The organism is Pseudomonas luteola NBRC 103146, from assembly GCF_002091675.1.
In the GTDB taxonomy this organism is placed as follows: domain Bacteria; phylum Pseudomonadota; class Gammaproteobacteria; order Pseudomonadales; family Pseudomonadaceae; genus Chryseomonas; species Chryseomonas luteola.
Window position 1 is genome coordinate 58,715 of sequence record NZ_BDAE01000008.1, and the last position, 18,865, is coordinate 77,579.

Here is an 18,865-nt window from a genome sequence, read left to right on the forward strand (position 1 = left end):
TCAGCCGACTTGCGCCACGGTCGAAAACACACCACGTAGCGTTGCAAAGGCAGCAATGATCTGGTCGATCTGTTCTGGCGTATGCGCCGCGCTAACACTGCAGCGAACCAGCGCATCCCCGTTGGGGCTGGCAGGAGGCAGCACCAGATTCACATAAACGCCCTGCTCGATCAGCGCTTCCCAGAAGGCAACCCCCTCCTTGGGCGAACCCAGCATGACCGGAATGACAGGACTCGGCCTTGAACTTACCCGATAGCCTAACGCCGACAATCCCTTGTGCAACTGTCGTGCATTGTCCCAAAGCTGCGTTCTAAGCTCAGGACGGGTACGCAGGCTACGTAACGCCGTACGCACGGAAGCAATCACTGAAGGCGAAGGTGACGCTGTAAAGATATAAGGGCGACTTGCATAACGAAGCAGATCGAACTCAGCGTGCTGGCTTGCTGCAAAGCCGCCAATCGCACCCAGACTCTTGCTGAACGTACCCAGGATGACATCTACCTCATCCTCGACGCCCAACTCCTCGGCCAGACCGCGGCCGTTGGCGCCCAGCACCCCAACGGAATGCGCTTCATCAACCAGCAGATATCCACCCAGACGACGCTTGATCTCGACGATTTCCTTGAGTGGCGCCTGATCACCCATCATGCTGTAGATGCCTTCTACAATGATGATCGCATCACGGGCCTTTTCGCCCAGGCGAAGCATGCGCTTTTCCAGGTCGGCGGCATCGTTATGCCGGAAGCGAATGACCTGTGCCCCACCCATGCGGCAGGCATCATAGATACTGGCATGGCAATCGGCATCCAGCAGCACGATGTCGTCCGGCCCCGCCAGGGTGCCGATAATGCCCAGGTTGGCCAGATAGCCTGTCGAGAATACAATGACCGAGCGGCGCTGAAAGAAATCACCTAATTCCTCTTCAAGTGCCATGTGACTGCCGTAGCTGCCATTGGCCATGCGCGAGCCGGTCGTACCAGTGCCTTCATGTTCCAACGCCTGCTGGGCAGCCTTAATGCATTCAGCATCGAAGGTCAACCCCAGGTAATTGTTGGTTCCCGCAAGCACTACACGCCACTGCCCGATACGTCCTTCAGTAGGCGTATAGATTTCGTCAATGCGCGTACCAAAGGGACTGGGCTCCGCCTGGATCAGAGCGGTACGTTCCTGTGCCAGCTTGTTGAACTTATCGAACAGTGCCATCTGCAGGCTCCAGCAAAGCGATGACAGCATGTGCCAGTTGCGCGGGGGTTCGGACGTCGGTCAGGACATTGAGCGGGATGGAGATATCGAACTCGTCTTCCATTTCCATCAGAAGATCCATGACCTTGATGGAGTCCAGGCCAAGTTCCTGAATCAGATCGATGTCGGGATGAATAGGCGTACCGGGAGGCGCAAGGCGATTGAGGTAAGCAAAAATCTTTTCGAGTATTTTTTCTTGGGATGTCATGACTAAGTCCCTAAACGGAATGAATGCCCTAGGCCTTTCAGAAACTACGCTCTTGCAAAGCCTTCTCCAGCAGGATATTTGGATGCCATCCCAGTGCCTGCTCAACGGCTGCATTACTGCATGACCAGTCAGGATGTCTCAACTCACCTACCTTGGCGGGTGTCAGCATGGGTGCACGTCGTGTCAGGCGGGAAAGGGACAGATTGACCTGTGCCATTCCCTCAAGCACTGCGGCAGGCACAGTAACCTTACGCACCGGCCCTTGGCGAACTCTTTTAGCAATCTCGGCAATGCTCTGCCAGTCATAGCCGCCAGGATGACCATCACTGAGTTCATAGGTAGCCGAGTGTACCTGCGAGGCACCGACCCAGGCCACCACAGCGCGGACGAGATCTTCCACATGAATGAATGACAAGCGTGCGGATTGCTCACCCAGCGTCAATAGCCAGCCACGCAGCAACCACTGGAATAGTGGCCGCATCTCCTTGTCGCCCGGCCCATAAACTGCGGTAGGTCTGAATACCGTAACCGGAAGGTCGCCGGCCCGTTGCTGGATAGCCTGCTCTGCCTCACGCTTGGAGGCTGCATACCAGGACAACTCTGGATGCCGAGCCGCTAAAGAAGACATCAAAAGAAACCGCCGGCCTGCACCAATCCGCCGTACAGCCTCCATCAGATGGGCGCTGCCGTCGACGTTGATCCGGTTGAACTGGTCGGGCGTGCTGCCTCTAACGGCACCGGCAAGGTGGATAACAATGTCCGCCCCGTCTACCAGACGCTCAAGTGAATCAGGCTCCTCAAGCGAACCCTTGATCCAGGTGACACCGTCGCGGGGGCCGTCTTCGCGTCGGTTTAGAGCGCGTACCGTGAGATTCGCTTCAACCAGACGCTTGCGCAAGATGGTTCCGATAAAGCCTGTCGCCCCCGTGAGGGCGACAACCTGAGCGGTCAAAGGCTTATCCAGCAGCAAGAGAGAGGCCGCAATCAGCCTCGATCTGCTGGATAAACCGCTTGCGTGCCTCGGCTCGCGAGGGCTTGCCGGAGGACGTACGCGGTAATGAATGAGGCGGCACCAGCTCCACCCGGCAGGTAAGGCCAAACTCGCTGTTGATGAGCTTGGTCAGCGATTGAGCAAAATGCTCACGCTGTTCCGGATCCATGATGCGGCACTGAACCTGGACGACGACCTGAGGCTCCTCTTCCCCTGGAATAAGAAAGGCAATGACATCGCCGGGGCGAATATCCGGCTGACATTCGGCCAGGTACTCGATGTCCTGAGGCCAGATATTACGTCCGCGCACAATGATCAGGTCCTTGCGGCGGCCGGTAATATAAAGCTCACCCTTGGAGAGATAGCCCAGATCTCCCGTATCCAGCCAATCACCTTCAGGGCTCATGACTGCCTGGGTAGACTCTTCGTCGCAGAAATAACCCGACATCAGGCTCGGCCCTTTCAGGGTAATACGACCGATTGCACGCTCGGGCAAGGCATGTCCGTTGTCATCACGGATTTCAAGCGTATGGCCGGGCAAGGCCGCACCACAATTGACAAAGCTGCTGGCGTTGCTGTCCGGCCCGTCAAAGGGAATGGCCTGGGAGTGGTGCTCAAGCTCCCAGCGATTGATACGGTCCGTCTGGATACCGGTATCACGACGCGCGAAGCTGACGCCCAGGGTGCTCTCCGCCAGTCCATAACAGGGCAAAAACGCCTTGCGATCAAAGCCCGTCCGTTCGAACTGCATGGCGAAACGGTTCAACACCTCTGCCCTGATAGGCTCGGCGCCAATACCTGCGATGCGCCAGCTGGACAAATCAAAACGCTCCATATCGCTTTCGCGAACACGGCGCGTGCAAATGTCGTAACCAAAAGGAGGTGCAAACGAAATCGTACCGCGGTTCTGGCTGATCAGACTCAGCCACTGCCTGGGACGCATGGCAAAGTCCTGGGTCCGCAGATAGTCAACGGACAGTTGGGACGCCATCGGGCCAAGGACAAATCCGACCAACCCCATGTCATGGTAGAACGGTAACCACGAGACGCAGCGATCACCCGGCTGAACGCCCAGGCCATCTCGCGTAATGCCTTGCAGATTCGCCATCACAGCCCGCTGCGTTACAACGACACCACGTGGGAAACGGGTACTGCCGGAGGTGTACTGCAAATACGCGACCTCATCGGCACGGGAAGGCGCCAGCTCGACTGCTAGAAGTGGGCGCAGGGAGAGCTCTTTGGCCGTACCGATGAATCGCATCGGCTGCTCAGCGGCCTCCTCGGCAAACTTGACTAACTCGGCCGGTGCGAATACGGCAGAGGCTTCGCAACTCTTGAGGAGTCCCTTGAGTTTCTTGACGTAGATATCGTGACTGCCTAGCCCCGAGGGAATCGGCAGCGGAACAGGCACAAAGCCGCCGTACTGACAGCCGTAGAAAACCTCCATGAACGACAGGTCGGTGTCGGCGATCAGGGCAACCCGATCTCCCCGCTCAAGGCCCAAACCATGAAGCCGTTTAGCGACTTTGAGGGCCTCTCTTCTAAGGGCACCGTACTGTACAACAGCCGTCAGGCGGCAACGGCCATCATAGAAGTTCAGCCCTGTTTCTCCTTCAGCTGCATAATCAAGCGCTTCCGACAACGTCGAGAAGTCAGCCAGGCGCTGAGGTAAACCGTGTTGAGTTAGTGTTGCAGACATGTACAGTTCGGCCATCCCTTTGGTCCTGCTTTCAGCACATCGCATGCAGCGGGCCGATCAGCAAGGCCAGCGGCGCATCAGTTCATCACGTAAATTAACGCTGTCGACCTCCTGAAGCTCAATTGATGAATTCAACTGAGGGGGTCCTGGCCAGGCACTATCACTGAACTCCCGGTCAGCCCAAGTACGGGGACTGTTGTAACGAGGTATTACATGAAAATGGACGTCTGGATCGACCATCATCAACATTAGATAGTTCAGTTTGTCGTAGTTGAAGATAGTTTTTAAAGTACTTTCAATATCGACAGTAACGGCCTTGAGCTCTGCAAATGCTGCCGGACTCAACTCGGCAAATGCCGTCACCCGCTCCTTGGCAATCAATACCAGAGAGCCCAACGTTACCTGCTGGGGTCGCAACAGCACCGCCCAATAGCGGTAATCGCGAATCACGGTATCGGGAGCGCCAAACTTCTTCATGGTGGCGCTCAACGCATCAGTCGATTCCATCCAGGCCCCATTGATCATCGTATGATTAGGTTCGGCTACGGAAGTTAAATGTTTATGCGCTGCTTTGAAAGCCTATTCGAATCACCAATGCTTGTTATTTTTTGAAACATCCGTAAACCATAAGCGCATAATCGTGCCGTGGGAAGAAGTAATGCGTGTATGTAAGGAAGCATGTTTCTAGTGCAACGCGAAGCATTGTTCAGCTAACCAAGCCAAAGGCCTTCATGTGGACCAACTTACTTCCGGGATCAAAGGAACAATCGAAGTCAGACCGGTTGTCAGCAAGACGGATATGGCGATCTTTATCGGTTTCCCGGGCCGCCTCTACAAGAGCGACCCGAATTGGGTCGAACCTTTGCATTTCGAGCGCCACGAGCACCTCTCCCGAAAAAATCCCGTATTCGAACATTTGAAATGGCGGGCCTGGATCGCCTGGTCAGGCCACGAGCCGGTAGGACGTATCACAGCGCAGGTGGATACGCTCCATCGAGAGCGTCATGGTCAGGACACCGGTCACTTCGGCATGCTTGAAGCCATTGATAATCCGACCGTCTTTCAGGCACTGATCGATACGGCTGAAGCCTGGCTGCTCGAGCAAGGCGCTCGTCGTATTACAGGCCCCTTCAGCCTGACCATCAATGAAGAGAGTGGCCTTCTCGTCGAAGGCTTCGATACACCGCCAATGTTCATGATGAGCCATGGCCACCCTTACTACAGCCAGCAGCTGGAGAATAATGGCTACCGGCCCGCTGCCGATCTTCTGGCGTACTGGATGCGTACGGACGAGCTCGACTTCACGCCGACCATGCGCCGGATGATGGATCGCTACCGTGGGCGGGTTCGCATCCGAACGCTGGACCGTAGCCGTTTCGCCGAAGAAATGCAGACGCTGCGCGATATCTTCAACGATGCCTGGGCCAACAACTGGGGCTTCGTTCCCTTTACCGAAGCCGAGTTCCGGGAGATGGGTAATAACCTCAAGCTGCTGGTGCCCGATGACCTGCTGTACATCGCCGAAGTAGATGGCAAGCCCAGCGCATTCATCATTGCCCTGCCCAACCTGAATGAAGTGATCAGGCCACTTAACGGCAAACTCCTGCTCTTTGGCTGGCTGCGTCTGCTGTGGCGACTGAAGATTCGCAAGCCAACCACGGCTCGTGTACCGTTGATGGGGGTACGTCAGGAACATCAATTCAGCCGCCTCGGTCCTACGCTGGCGCTGCTCCTGATCGAAGCGCTCAAACCACCCTTCGTCAGGCACGGCCTCGAAGCCCTGGAGATGTCCTGGATTCTGGAAAGCAATACCGGCATGCGCACTATTCTCGAGCAGATTGGCACCCACCAGTACAAGCGATACCGCGTTTATGAAAAGCAGCTCTGAATCCAAACCCTTTTCGGCACTGATTCTGGCTGCTGACCGACATGACGGGGACGCAGTGGCAACGGCGGCCGGTGTGGACTGCAAGGCATTGGCAACCGTAGACGGCATTCCAATGGTTCGCCGCGTGACTAGCACCCTGCGCTCAAGCCCTCTGGTGGAGCGCATTACGCTCATAGGCCCTACCCGCGCCCTGTTGCGCCAGGAACCTCAGGTAGAAGCATGGCTGCAAGCCGGTGAAATCAACTGGCTGAGCCATGCTAACTCTCCCAGCGCCAGCGCCGCGCTCGGTCTTGAGGCGGAAGATCCAACGCAACCGGTGTTATTGACGACTGCCGACCATGCACTGTTGACGCCGGACATAGTCGATTACTTCCTGACCGAGGCCCGGCGCAGCGGATGTGACTTTGTGGTGGGCGTTGCTCGCCTGGAAACAGTCAAGGCGCGCTTTCCCGGAAATCGCCGTACGGCGATCAAGCTCAAGGACGGCCCTTTCTGTGGCTGCAACCTGTTTGCGTTTATGACGGAGCGTGGTCATCAGCTGGCTCCCTTCTGGAGACGGATCGAGCAGGAGCGCAAGCGACCATGGCGAGTCATCACGGGTGCTTTGGGCTGGACGGCAGTGCTTCGCTACCTGGCGGGAACGTTGACCTTGGAGCAGGCGCTGGAGCGGTTGTCACGCAAACTGAACATGCGAATTGGCGCGGTGGTGTTGCCCTTCGCCGAGGCCGCAGTTGATGTGGATACGCCAGCGGACCGTCAACTGGTAGAGACGATCCTGGCGGAAAGAGTTGGGCGTGAAGCGGCTCAGTATTGAGCCGCCGCTGATGTCGCCATCTGCCAGGTATGCACCTTGTGCTTGGCAGCTTCGAGATCCTGGGGGAAATCCAGCTCGCCCCAGCTCAGTCCTTCGATGGACTGTACGTAAACCTGGCCGGTCTGCTGAGCGATTTCATCGATAATGCTCAGATACCAGCGTTGCAGGGCTTCAGGCTTGCGCATGTTGTCTTCAAGCGCCTTGCGAAACAGAACGCCCCCCTCCGGCTGGAAGTACATCATGCCGATTGATTCGCCATTGACCGTTGGCAACGGCAACGTCTTGCCCACACGCATCAGCTGATCGCCTTCGAGACAGACCTTCATATCATCGCTGTCATAAGAGGGCTTGCGGTCGATGGCCAGTGTGATAGGCCGCGGCGACGCACCCAAAAGACGCTTGAGTACCGGTAGATCAAACAGCGTATCGCCATTGAGTAGCAGAAAATCATCACGCATGGCTTCACGCGCCATCCAGCAACTGGCCAGGTTATCCGCCACCTCATAAAAGGGATTGAACAGCGTGTGGATGACACCTGCACCATAACGGTCGCTCAATACGCGCTCTACCTGACCCGCCTCATAGCCTACAACAACCGTAATGTCTTCTATTCCAGCGGCCATCAGACCATCGATCTGCCACTCGATGACCGTACGCCCCTCAAGCTCGATAAGGCACTTGGGCTTGTTTTCGGTATAAGGAAGAAGCCGACGTCCTTGCCCCGCACTTAAAATGATCGCCCGACGGGGCTCATTCCGTTCAAGATGATTCAATGCCGTCTCCTAACAGGAAGGAACTTAACCACCTCGAAGCAGCCAAACCCCGGCCAAACATTTAAGGATGGTTATTCAGCCAGTTACGTATGAATAAACGGTATAGTAACCGGCGGGTGTTTTGGAACCACAGAAGGCTCCAGAGTTCATGCGTCTAATTGAGCGTTATGTTATCTCCGAGGTATGCCGTCCTTTACTGGCCATGGTGGGAATTCTCACCTTCATTTTTGCCAGCTACTCCTCGGAACGCTATCTGGCTGAAGCTGCGAATGGCACGTTGGCACTGAGTGTCGTTCTGGATATCGTCTATTACAAGGTACTTATTGCGCTCGAAGTGCTTGTCCCTGTAGCGCTTTATGTCGCGGTCGTCCTGAGCCTGGGACGTTTGTACCACGATACGGAAATGACGGCTATTGCTGCATCAGGTGTCAGCCCGCTGCGCCTGTATAAAGCCATCCTGTTGATTGCGCTGCCCGTTGCGATCGCCGTTGCCTGTCTTTCCCTCTATGGCCGACCCTGGGCATATGACGACGCTTATCGACTCGAACAGCAGTCCAAAACGGATCTGGACGTCAATCATTTGCAGGCCGAACGCTTCAACGTCAATGAAGACAATGGTCGGATGATCCTGGCAAAACACATCGAGCCTGACTCAGGCGCGTTAAAGGATGTGCTGATCTACGACAGCGGCGCAGAAAGAGCCCACCTGTTCAGGGCCCGCCAAGCATTGATTACAGACCCTAATCCGGAAGACCCTGTTCTGTCCTTGGAACAGGGTACTGCCTACTCGCTGGAGCGCCAGGGCAGCCGGGACCAGACCATGCTTTTCAAGGATATGACCCTGCACTTGGCGCCGGTTGCACAAACAGCCGAGTATCGCCGCAAGGCCGCACCCAGCAGTGCACTGGCAGCTTCGTCAGCCTTATCTGATCAGGCAGAGCTGCAATGGCGCCAGACCCGAGGCATCACCACCCTACTGCTGGCACTTTTTGCCATACCACTTAGCTATACCGCTCCCCGCAAGGGCCGTTTTGCGAGAATGCTACCGGTCACGGCAGCATTTGCTCTGGTTTTCTATGCCAGCGACATTTGCCGGAGCATGGTTGGCAATGGCTCGCTGCCCCTCTTTCCCGGCATGTGGCTGATCCCGATTCTCATGACGCTGGCGCTGCTTGTCGCCATCCGGCGGGACGTAGGCAAGAAGCGGATCCGCACGGCATGAAGATCATTGATAAATATCTGTTGCAGTCCCTCTTCATGGGTTTCATAGCCGCTGCCGCATTGTTACTGCCACTGTTCAGCACCCTGGACCTTGTCGGGGAGCTTGATGACATCGGCGGAGATTACCGGCTTGTCCAGGCCATTGAGGTAGTCGCCATGACGCTGCCTCGACGCATGGTCGAACTCGGCCCCTTCATTGCCTTGCTGGGCGGTATCGCTGCACTGGGGCAGCTGGCTCTGACGCAAGAGCTCAACACGCTGCGTGCTGCTGGCATCTCTGCTGCTCGTATCGGGCTGAGTACCGTGTTGGCCGGCGCACTGCTTGCGGTAGCACTGGCGGCAATCGATGAGTTTGCTGCCTCGCCTCTTCAGCAAAGCGCTATTCAGCTACGTGCACATGCCATTGCCTCAGTCGAAGGGAATGGCAAGGATGGCAGCATCTGGGGGCGTAAGGACCAGCAGTTCGTTCGTGTAGGCGGGCTGCGCCTGGGACGGATTCCTACCCATATCGAAGTGTTCAGCTTTGACGGCGACCAGGTACTCAAGGAATATCTGTTTGCCAACTATGCCGACATTCAGCCCAAGGGAATATGGCAGCTGCATGATGTGACGGTAAAGCGCTGGGTCGATGGTGACGAGACGGTCGAGCACATGGATCAGATGATTTGGCAATCAGTGCTGCCTGAAACGCGCCTGCAGGAGGTTGCGCTTCCGGCGGACAGTCTTTCTTCCCGGCAGCTCTACCACTACATCGAATTCCTGAAGGGTACCGCGCAACCATCGGCCCAGTATGAAGTGGCCTTATGGGAAAAGCTTGGAACACCTTTGCTGACCCTGGCCATGATACTGCTGGCAGTGCCTTTTTCATTTAGCCAGGTACGCTCCACCGGGCTGGGCAGCAAGCTGGCCCTTGGCGCAGTGACGGGGCTGCTGGTTTATCTGACCAATCAGATTATTGTAAACCTGGGCATTCTGTTCGGACTTGTTCCTGTTCTGGTGGGAACCGTTCCGGCGCTGTTAATGCTGGTATTCTCGATGAGCCTGATTTTTCGGCTCGACAGAAAACGATAAGGCGGCACGAAAGGCTGCCAAACAGGCTGCGGCCCTCGTCAGACAGGGCTCGCAAGGCTTAATAATTTAAATAACACATCCATTGCGTGGACTAAGGCAGAACTTATGACGATACAGGTCCATCTGGTAGGCCGTTGCGAGGTGATCTTGTGGGGCCTGACCTCACGGGAGCGGCTGCGAAGAATCCTGAAGAAATTTCCCAAGGCGCATCTGGCCAGCCCCGGCGAAGCGCTTCCTGCTGAAGGTGATGTTCTGCTGCTGCGCGAGGATTACCTTTACGATGACCGGGTATTAAGAGGATTGCTGGATACCCAAGACGTTGCCTTGCAGGACCCTCGGGATGGCGCGGTTGTCGCGGCCCGACTCTCCGCCTCGCGCTTGTCTGGCGTGGCCGACCTGAATGCACCTGCTGTCGCTCAGCTACGTCCTGCGCAACCTGACACCGTAGCCTCCGGCCTACAGACCCAGCTGCGCAAGTTCGATCAGCCTTGGGTAGCAAGAATCACCCAAAGCAACCGCCAGCACCTGGAAAAGTCCTTGTTCAATGGTGCGTACAAGGGTGTAACGGACTTTATCACCCGCGGCGTCTGGCCTGTGCCGGCACGCTGGGTAACCCACCTGTGTGTTCGTCTGGGCCTGAGTCCTAACCACGTCACGACCGCCAGTTATGTGCTGGCCATCCTGGCCGGTTGGTGGTTTTGGAACGGGCAGTTCGGCCTGGGCCTGATCGCAGGCTGGATCATGACCTTTCTCGACACCGTGGACGGCAAACTTGCCCGCGTAACGGTAACCTCGACCCGCTTTGGCAATATTTTCGACCACGCCCTCGACATCGTGCACCCGCCGCTCTGGTACATCGCCTGGGGTATGGGGCTTGCTGCAACCTGGAGCTACAGCCTGCCGCTTTCTTTAGTGTTCTGGGCCATCTTTATTGGCTATGTAGCAGGACGCCTGTGCGAAGGCTCGTTCAAGTTTGCCGCCCCTTTTTCGATGTTCCTCTGGAAACCCTTCGACTCGCTGAACCGACTGGTTACGGCCCGCCGCAATCCTAATCTCTTGCTGCTTACGTTGGCATGGGCTGCTGGGGCCAATGATGTGGGACTGCTACTGGTGGCAGCCTGGACAGTCATCTCGACGCTTGTTCTGGCGTGGCGCGTCATATGGGCCATTACGTTGCGGCGACGCGGTGCTGAATTGCAGCCGTGGTTGAGCCAGATCGATCTCAAGGCTGAAGGACATCGTCCGGTGGTTCGGCTGTTTGCTCCCCGCTCCGGGCTGGCCGATGCCTGAATACGAACTTCCCGTACCGAAACGGATCGGGATACTCATGAATCCATTAAGCGGTCGTGTTCGTCGATGTCTGCAGCCTTTACGTGCATCGATTGCCACCCTGCCCGGTGTCATGTTGCATGAGGCTTCAGAACCAGCGGATATTACCCGCGCGCTGCTTCAATGGCAGGGAAACTCACCAGAACTTGTGGTTGTAATCGGCGGCGACGGTACGTTACAAGCCGTCCTGACGGCTCTGCTGCAAACGTCCTCCACGCCCTTACCTGCCTTGTTGGTGATTGCCGGTGGCACCACAAACATGAGTGCCGCCGACCTGGGCACACGGGCGAAACCTGAGGCCGTACTGAAGGCCTTGCGCGCCTGGCTGGAGGGCCAGGGAGCGGCGCCGCGCCAGGTGGAGCGCGCCGCGCTAAAAGTCGTGGGCGACGAGACGAACGGGCCACAGTACGGAATGTTTTTCGGTACGGGCGCGATTCTGAGCGGTGTCCGGTATTTTCATCAGCATGTTCGCCCAACGGGTGTACGCGGTGCGCTAGGCCCTGCCCTGGCCTTTATCCGTATGCTGCTGTCGCTGCTGCGCAGCAAACCCCATCCACTTCTCCCAGCCACACCCGCGTCACTGAGAACCGATACGCATGACTGGAGCAGCAGCTGGCTTCTGGTACTCGCGTCAACGCTCGATAATCTGTTGATCGGCTGCCGCCCGTATTGGGGCACCGAAGCGGCCCCCATGCATTTCACAGCCGTCGAGCATCAGCCGCGACGGCTGATGCGCGTCCTACCGTTCCTGCTGTGCGGTCGCGGCAAATCGGTTGCGCATGAACGGGACGGCTATATCAGTCGTAACCTCAGCACACTCAGTCTTGAGGGCAGCTCACACTTTCTTCTGGACGGCGAACAGTTCGAGGCTACTTGCCCGATTCGTCTTTCAACCACCGCTCCCCTGCGCTTTCTAACCTACTGAGGCCGGCCATGCCAGATCTTGCCCCGCTCCCCCGTCCTTCACCGGCATTGCTTGAGGTGATCGCCAGGCAAAGCGGGCAACCGGTACGCCAGGAACTCGATTGCCTGTGTGAAGCGGTCCAGGCTCGGTTTGGCGCGTCCGTCGTGGGCGTGCTGTTTTATGGCTCCTGCCTGCGGAGTGGCAATCCGGCCGAAGGCATCGTTGACCTGTACGCTATCGTCGACAGTTATGCGGAGGCACATGCCAGTGCGCTGCTCAGGGTCGCCAATACGTGGCTGCCGCCTAACGTTTTCATGTTACAGGCCCGCACGTCTGAGGGAGACGTACTGCAAACCAAATGCGCGGTGCTTTCGCTGAAGGATCTGGAGCGCGGCACGGCTCACTGGTTTCAGAGCTATCTGTGGGGCCGGTTTGCGCAACCGTCTCGCCTGGTGTACTGCCGGGATGACACGACACGACAGCGTATTTATCAGGCACTGGGCTACGCCGTCTTGAGGTTAGTGGAACAAACACTGCCCTCGATGCCGGAACGCTTTAGCAGTGAACAATTATGGCAAACGGGCCTTGCCTTGAGCTATGGCACTGAACTGCGTCCAGAAGCCGCAAGTCGGCCTGCCGAGCTGGTCCATTATGATAAAACCTACTACCGTCAGTTAACGGCAGCTGTTGCCAGTGACTTTTCCGGCGTGCATCGAATAGCGTCTGAAGAGAATCTTTATTCGCATATGCCTTCCCGTGAGCGCTTGCAGCAAAGCCGACAGCTGTGGAGCACCCGGCGGCGCCAGGGACGAATGCTGAATATTCTTCGGCTCATGAAGTCCGTTTTCACATTCGAGAATGGAGTGGACTACATCGCTTGGAAGCTAGAACGGCATATGGGTCGGCCAATTGAGGTAACGCCTCGGCTACGCCGCTACCCGCTGATCTTCGGCTGGCCGTTGCTGTGGCGGTTATTGAGGGAACGTCGTTTACGCTAAATCGAACGCAAGCGGAGCGCTCTTCGCTTGCATCAGGAACCATGCGGCACTGCCTACGAGGTGAAGAGTGGAAAAGACCCAGGACAACGCCACGCTGTCTACTCAGAAACGTAAACGCAAAAAGCACCGCCCCAGTGTGGCGATCGGTCTATGGATCATCAAGCGCCTGGAAAAAGCGATCAAGCACTACTCCAAGGTAGAAACGACACCCTTTATCGATGCCGGCCAGTTTGCCTGGGTACCTGAACTGGAAACCCACTGGGAAACGATTCGTGCCGAGCTGAATGAAGTCCTGCAAAACAAGCACAGGATTCCCAATTTTCAGGACATCTCTAAGGACCAGAAAAACATCACCCAGGATGATCGCTGGAAAACCTTCTTCCTGTACGGATACGGCTACAAGATGGATGGCAATTGCCTGCGCTGCCCGGAGACAACTCGCATCATCGAGTCCATCCCAGGCATGTTCACGGCGTTCTTTTCCATTCTGGAACCTGGAAAGCACATCCCATTGCACCGCGGTCCCTACAACGGACTGCTCCGGGCTCACCTGGGGCTAGTCGTCCCCGAGCCGAAAGAAAAGTGCCGTATTGAGGTGGGCGGCGCGACCCGGCACTGGGAAACCGGTAAGTGCATGATCTTTGACGACACCTACCGGCATCAGGTCTGGAACGAGACCGATGGCGTTCGCGTAGTGCTGTTCCTGGACATTCAACGACCCCTGGTTTGGCCAGGCTCGCTGCTTAACCGGATCATCCTACGATTGATTCGCTGGTCACCCTTCATTCAGGATGCGCGGCGCAACCATCGCGCCTGGGAACGCGGTTTGGAGCCGTAACGATAGAATAACGGCTCGGCTTTTCCTGGCGTCGAGCTGTCACTCAAACGCGGTTATTCATCCAGCAATTTCTGAGCATCGTCCCACGCAGCAAGATTGCGACGTGCTTCCTGAACGAATGGGCTCCGCTTTACTGCACCTAAAAACAGGTCGCCCAGGAGCCGTCCCGGGAGGCGCAATGGCCGTTTGAACTGGATTAGTAGCACGACCCGCGTCTGATCGGTTTCATTCCAGACCTCATGGGGATAGGTGTCATCGAACACGATACATTTGCCATCGTCCCAATAGACCATTTCATCTCCTACCTGAATGCGGCAATTTTCACGTGGAGTGGGCGTCAGCAGTCCTAGATGACACGTCATGATGCGCTTGGTCACTCCGGTATGCCGTGGAATGTGCGCACCCGGCGTCAGGATGGAAAAGAAAGCACTGTTCAGACCTGGCACTACGGACAAGGCCTCGGTGGTCTTTGGGCAACGCTGGCAGTTTTCTTCGATCTTGTAGCCATACCCCCACAGAAAATAGGAGCGCCAGCTGTTACCCTCGGCGATCCTGCGGTGATCAGGCGAAATATCGCGAAGCGCAGGAATTGAATCCATACCCTTCAAGAGCTGTTGCACCTCCTGCCGTATACCCTCCCAATGCTGTTCCAGCGAGGCCGTCCAGGGAAACAGCTGCTTATCGAATACAGGCGGATCGCCGACCAGAGAATTTTTGGCCAGATAGCTGTTAAGCGCGGGCCGCAGCTTTTTACCGGTCCGGTAGAGGGCGCTGCGTTTGACTTTTGTTTTAGCGGCAACAGGAGGTGCGGCGTTGGTCATTGTACGTGTGTCCTGACGGTATTCGATGCGGCCCAGCGGACCGCCTGCATGTATGCCTATATGCGATTTGCCGACAAGGCCCGCTCGCCTGTAATCACGGCCCGTACGGCCTCGATAGCACGCTGGCGCGAGGTAGCCATAAGCGCTGGCGACAGACCTGGCACTTGATCAAGTCCCTGCGGCAAAGGCAAAAGCCCCAGCGCTACATGAACTTCCTCGATTCTTCGCTCACGCTTGATGAGCCCTTCCTCTACAAGACTGTCGTAGAGTCGTCCGGTCTTGTTCTGCTGCCGGGGCGTGCCACGGCTACCTGCCACCCGGTCAATCACGCCCAGCTTGCGTTCAAGCGCATGATGCACACGCGCCTTGAAATGGCGCCGTACCGGTAATGGGAAAACCGCAACTGGTTTGCCGGTCAGGGCAGCCTCCGTCAGCATGGAGACACTTTCGCCGGTCACGATGAAGGCATCGGCCAACGCCAGCAATGCCCGGTAGGGATTATCGCTACCCTTGTCGAAACGGTAACACCAGTTCGGCGTCTCGATGGCCTCTAATAGCGATTGGGTAACCGGTTCTGCGGTACGGGGGCTTGTAGAAATCAGAAGCGATCCCCCCTTAGCCCCGACAGCAGCGCTGGCTTGGGCACCCAGCGCTCGCCCTGCTGCCTTATCCAGTTCGTAAGGAATACTGCTTCCCCCTACCAACATGGCAACCCAGGGCCGTGGCAGATGCGCAAAGCGCTCTTTCCAGACCGCCAGCTCTTGGTCAGACGGTGTCTGATTCTGGATAAAGGGCACGGGTAAATCCACTACGTTATCCCGCAGTGGCAGGCTGTATTGAGGTGTGGTCAGGACCAGATCAAAGCTGGATAACGGTGCGCGTGGGCGCCCAACGACTACCAGACGACTCCGTCCTTCGGAACGACGCTGGATCCAGTGCGCCACCGGTGCTGTACGTCGGCCCGAACTCAAGACAAGATCCGGCCAGGGCGCGGCAAGACCCGGCGCGGACTGAGCCATCTTGCCCTGCAACAAGGCACCTGGCACATACTTGGCCGGCTTGAACCGCGTTTCCTTGCATTCGTATGGCCAGCCAAGCGACTCGGCAATGGCAACCAACTGTGCATTATCGCCCGCATGTTGGCCCAGCAGTACCCACACCCTGGGCAGCGCCTCTGCCCGCCGGGAACGTAACGGGAAGTCCGCCAGATAACGCTGCAAGGTGCCGTTACCGTCTTCGCAGTCAAGCTGCCAGCAACGATCCGGATAGCGCTGGGACACACGGCGCAGCAGTGCCCGCCATCCCTTGATCGAGCTGATGAGTGACTCATCTGTCCCCAGTCCTGCCCGGATGTAGACAAAACTGCGGCTAAGCCTGAACAGCCGGTCCACGAGCCAGGGCACATCTTCCGGTGGCAGATGCTCAAGACCACTGACCGCCAAAAGGTCATGGCTGGGCAGGTCTGGTTGGCGCAATTGCTCGAAGCGGTAGTGGGTCGTAGCCAGTGAGTCCTTATGAACATCAGTCCAGTGCCCTACGAAGGCGATATCGTTGCCGTTCAGTGCGCTTGCAAAGGACAGGACATCCGATGGCAGAGACGCAGCAGGCGATGCCAGCGTCTGACAGGCTGCGTTAAAGTCTGGACTAGGACTCGCCATGGTGTAAGGCTCGTAACCTTTAGCATTGGCCGCCTGCTCAAGGCTCAGGAAATACTCGGCATACGGGTTGATCTGATAGGAGTATTGCTCAGGTGTTGGCCGCCAGGGCTGCAAGTGCAGCGTGGTGTAGTGCAGCAATCTGGAACGGCCATGCTCATACTCAAGGTCACGCGCATGCCAGACGGGGTCGAGCTGTCCCCATAGGCCGGGCTTCTCGGCAGCCTGGGCGTGCAAAGCTTTCTTGCTTTCACAACGTGCCTTTTCAAAATTCCAGACCTCGACCATGCGCTCGCAATCGATCAAGGTGACGGCCGTGTCGTTTGGGGTTAACGCCAGATAACCATGCTCACCCATGGGCTGGTCGAAGAGGTCCGCCGGATCAGCCGTATAGATCTGATCCACATCGTTATAAATGGCGCGCCCATGACGTCCGGCCAGATCCGGAATGGCAAATCGATAATTCGTAAACCCGGTACGCCAGCGGCTTTCATCAAAGCCCGGCAGACGGGTCATGCGGTAAACCTCGTAACGCCGATCAGGATTGCGCACCTGCTCCAACGAATACACGAAGATCCGCTCGGCGCGGTATTGTGCAGGCTCGGTTCCCAGGAAAATGCGTACAGCTGGCTGTTCGGGTGCCCCTGCCCTTGCTTCCAACACAATCGGCACAATATGCGGAACCGCCATGGGTGCATGGGCAGCCTGGCTACCGGATGTTCCGGCCGAAGCGGTGGAGGGAGACACTCGGTTTTTTTCCGAACGGGGCAGTTTCCACTTACGTATAGCGCGCGGCGCTTTCCAGGCAAAGAAAGTCATGCGTCCTCTTATGCTTCGATCTGAGGCAGAACAGCTGTACAACCTGCCTTGGTTGCTGACGGAAGAACTATAGTTCCCTGTTCAGATTGAACAGGCTCTTGCACACATCACAAAGCGCGTGGCTGGCCCTTTGTTATCACTGCTTTTCCTATACTGCCAGCCCGTGAAGCCAACCCGCGTTCTATCAGCGATTCGTGTTGCAGACAACCGCTTTTGCACGTTTGCGCCTAGCGCTGGCATGTACCTTGAACATCCGGTGAGGTTTTTCACGCTCACTCTATAAGAGGCTACTCCATCCCATGCTGAAAAAATCCCTCGCAAGCGTGCTAGGACTGGCAGGTCTGCTGGGCGGACTTACCGCGGCGCCCCAGGTATCCGCAGCGGAAAAACCCATTGCGCCCAAAGTCATGCTGATCGCCATGTTTGGCCCGGAAGCCAAGACCTGGATCGAGCAACTCAAGCTCGATAAAAAGGTGCCGGTCGAAGGGCTGTCTGCTGAGTATCCAGATGTGCTCTGTAATGAGGCGCAGGTGTGTCTGATGACGACCGCAATGGGGCACACCAATGCCGCGGCCTCGGCCATGGCATTAGCTTTCTCGCCCAAGTTCGATCTGCGCAAGACCTATTTCCTGGTTGCTGGTATTGCAGGAATCAACCCACACGAGGGCACCATTGGCACTACGGCATGGGCGCACTATCTCGTGGATTTTGGCATCCAATGGGAGCTGGACGCTCGAGAAGCTCCGGCTGACTGGAAAGGTGGCTACCTGGGTATCAATACGCGTCATCCCACTCAAAAGCCTCCTCTGGACTACAAGACCGAAGTGTTCGAGGTTAACCAGAAGCTGATGGAAAAGGCTTATGCCCTTTCCAAGGACGTCAAGCTCATCGAAAGCCCCGAGTCTACTGCGTGGCGCAAAAAGTACAGCTATGCGCCTGCCAACCAGCCTCCCGTGGTTACCCGCTGTGACACCGTCGCCGGCGATACCTGGTTCTCCGGTACGCTGCTCTCCCAACGCGCCGAAGAATGGACGCGTACGCTGACGGATGGCAAAGGCCGTTACTGCACTACGCAGCAGGAAGACAACGCCACTTATGAGGCGCTGCTACGGGCCAGCCGTACGGGCCGTGTCGATATCCAGCGCCTGGCCGTAGTGCGTGGCGGCTCTGACTTCGATCGTCCTTACGAGGGTTATTCAGATGTTGAAAACCTGATCGATTACGCCAAGCAAGGCGGCTTTGAACCTGCCTTGGAAAACCTGTTCCGTACAGGCAATCCTCTGGTACAGGACATCGTTAAGAACTGGAGTACCTGGGAAAAAGGCGTTCCCTCCTCCTGATCGCAAACAAGGACCGGGCAAATGTGTCTGGTCCTGCCGTCTACCCTTATTAGCCACACCGTTAACAGGCAGCGTTGCCTACAAACGGACCTGGGGCTCCATGCTCAACACAGCCAAGAATTTCATGGAACAGGCGCCCTGGATGTCTATTGCTCCAGGCGTGGCCATCTATATCACGGTGCTGTGCTTCAACCTGCTGGGCGACGGCTTGCGCGATGCGCTGGATCCCAAAGACTAACCGTCAGACAAGAAGA

17 protein-coding genes and 1 pseudogene are annotated in these 18,865 nt (G+C 56.9%); 10 read left to right on the forward strand and 8 right to left on the reverse strand.

What is annotated here, in order from left to right; translation table 11 throughout:
• Genes spt through PLU01S_RS11310 form a run of 5 tightly spaced genes read right to left on the reverse strand, consistent with a single transcriptional unit; the run spans position 1 to position 4,647 of the window.
• Positions 1–1,203 carry a serine palmitoyltransferase gene (gene spt, locus PLU01S_RS11290; RefSeq protein WP_173869069.1) on the reverse strand — a complete coding sequence of 401 codons (1,203 nt, stop codon included), beginning with the start codon at positions 1,201–1,203 and terminating at the stop codon, positions 1–3.
• Entirely contained in the window at positions 1,187–1,450 is a 264-nt protein-coding gene (locus tag PLU01S_RS11295; RefSeq protein WP_010798135.1) for an acyl carrier protein, read from the reverse strand. The genes spt and PLU01S_RS11295 overlap by 17 nt, the downstream gene beginning before the upstream one ends.
• Before the next feature lie 37 nt (positions 1,451–1,487).
• Complete coding sequence (locus PLU01S_RS11300) at positions 1,488–2,402, reverse strand: NAD-dependent epimerase/dehydratase family protein (protein WP_074825601.1); 915 nt, start codon at positions 2,400–2,402, stop codon at positions 1,488–1,490.
• 4 nt (positions 2,403–2,406) lie between these two features.
• Positions 2,407–4,155: a fatty acyl-AMP ligase gene (locus PLU01S_RS11305; protein ID WP_074825505.1), complete on the reverse strand. Its 1,749-nt coding sequence runs from the start codon at positions 4,153–4,155 to the stop codon at positions 2,407–2,409.
• Between the two features lie 42 nt (positions 4,156–4,197).
• Positions 4,198–4,647 (reverse strand): HIT family protein, encoded by a 450-nt coding sequence (locus PLU01S_RS11310; protein WP_074825600.1) that lies wholly within the window; start codon positions 4,645–4,647, stop codon positions 4,198–4,200.
• A gap of 226 nt (positions 4,648–4,873) precedes the next feature.
• On the opposite strand from PLU01S_RS11310, the gene PLU01S_RS11315 reads away from it, so the two are divergent.
• Both PLU01S_RS11315 and PLU01S_RS11320 read left to right on the forward strand, forming a co-directional pair.
• Positions 4,874–6,028 (forward strand): N-acetyltransferase, encoded by a 1,155-nt coding sequence (locus PLU01S_RS11315; protein WP_233432146.1) that lies wholly within the window; start codon positions 4,874–4,876, stop codon positions 6,026–6,028.
• Positions 6,012–6,842, forward strand: coding sequence for a nucleotidyltransferase family protein (locus PLU01S_RS11320; protein WP_074825503.1), 831 nt, complete (start codon positions 6,012–6,014; stop codon positions 6,840–6,842). Before PLU01S_RS11315 ends, PLU01S_RS11320 begins: the two co-directional genes overlap by 17 nt.
• Here PLU01S_RS11320 and PLU01S_RS11325 read toward each other — a convergent pair.
• Entirely contained in the window at positions 6,833–7,615 is a 783-nt protein-coding gene (locus PLU01S_RS11325) for a phosphocholine cytidylyltransferase family protein (protein ID WP_010798129.1), read from the reverse strand. The two genes, PLU01S_RS11320 and PLU01S_RS11325, sit on opposite strands and share 10 nt — an antisense overlap.
• A 148-nt stretch (positions 7,616–7,763) precedes the next feature.
• Between PLU01S_RS11325 and lptF the strand changes: the two genes are divergently transcribed.
• The 6 genes from lptF to PLU01S_RS11355 all read left to right on the forward strand — a co-directional run bounded on the left by lptF (position 7,764) and on the right by PLU01S_RS11355 (position 13,976).
• Entirely contained in the window at positions 7,764–8,837 is a 1,074-nt protein-coding gene (gene lptF, locus PLU01S_RS11330) for an LPS export ABC transporter permease LptF (RefSeq protein ID WP_074825501.1), read from the forward strand.
• The gene (lptG, locus tag PLU01S_RS11335; RefSeq protein ID WP_074825500.1) at positions 8,834–9,907 is read left to right on the forward strand and encodes an LPS export ABC transporter permease LptG; all 1,074 of its coding nucleotides are present in this window, start codon (positions 8,834–8,836) and stop codon (positions 9,905–9,907) included. The genes lptF and lptG overlap by 4 nt, the downstream gene beginning before the upstream one ends.
• A gap of 105 nt (positions 9,908–10,012) precedes the next feature.
• On the forward strand, positions 10,013–11,197 hold the full coding sequence (locus PLU01S_RS11340) for a CDP-alcohol phosphatidyltransferase family protein (RefSeq protein WP_074825498.1): 1,185 nt from the start codon (positions 10,013–10,015) through the stop codon (positions 11,195–11,197).
• A gap of 37 nt (positions 11,198–11,234) precedes the next feature.
• Complete coding sequence (locus PLU01S_RS11345; protein ID WP_233432145.1) at positions 11,235–12,161, forward strand: diacylglycerol/lipid kinase family protein; 927 nt, start codon at positions 11,235–11,237, stop codon at positions 12,159–12,161.
• Between the two features lie 8 nt (positions 12,162–12,169).
• The gene (locus PLU01S_RS11350) at positions 12,170–13,138 is read left to right on the forward strand and encodes a hypothetical protein (protein WP_074825494.1); all 969 of its coding nucleotides are present in this window, start codon (positions 12,170–12,172) and stop codon (positions 13,136–13,138) included.
• Between the two features lie 67 nt (positions 13,139–13,205).
• Positions 13,206–13,976 (forward strand): aspartyl/asparaginyl beta-hydroxylase domain-containing protein, encoded by a 771-nt coding sequence (locus PLU01S_RS11355; protein ID WP_083397881.1) that lies wholly within the window; start codon positions 13,206–13,208, stop codon positions 13,974–13,976.
• A 53-nt stretch (positions 13,977–14,029) separates the two neighbouring features.
• Here PLU01S_RS11355 and PLU01S_RS11360 read toward each other — a convergent pair whose 3' ends face one another.
• Positions 14,030–14,797, reverse strand: a complete 768-nt coding sequence (locus tag PLU01S_RS11360; protein WP_019367198.1) for an aspartyl/asparaginyl beta-hydroxylase domain-containing protein — start codon at positions 14,795–14,797, stop codon at positions 14,030–14,032.
• Between the two features lie 56 nt (positions 14,798–14,853).
• A complete protein-coding gene (locus PLU01S_RS11365) occupies positions 14,854–17,271 on the reverse strand; it encodes an ELM1/GtrOC1 family putative glycosyltransferase (RefSeq protein ID WP_074825493.1) in 2,418 nt (805 codons plus the stop codon).
• Positions 17,272–17,570: 299 nt separating this feature from the next.
• On the opposite strand from PLU01S_RS11365, the gene PLU01S_RS11370 reads away from it, so the two are divergent.
• Together PLU01S_RS11370 and PLU01S_RS25350 are read left to right on the forward strand one after the other, a co-directional pair.
• On the forward strand, positions 17,571–18,611 hold the full coding sequence (locus PLU01S_RS11370) for a purine-nucleoside phosphorylase (RefSeq protein WP_074825491.1): 1,041 nt from the start codon (positions 17,571–17,573) through the stop codon (positions 18,609–18,611).
• 88 nt (positions 18,612–18,699) lie between these two features.
• Positions 18,700–18,849, forward strand: a pseudogene (locus PLU01S_RS25350) (ABC transporter permease); the annotation flags it as partial.
• Between the last annotated feature and the right edge of the window lie 16 nt (positions 18,850–18,865).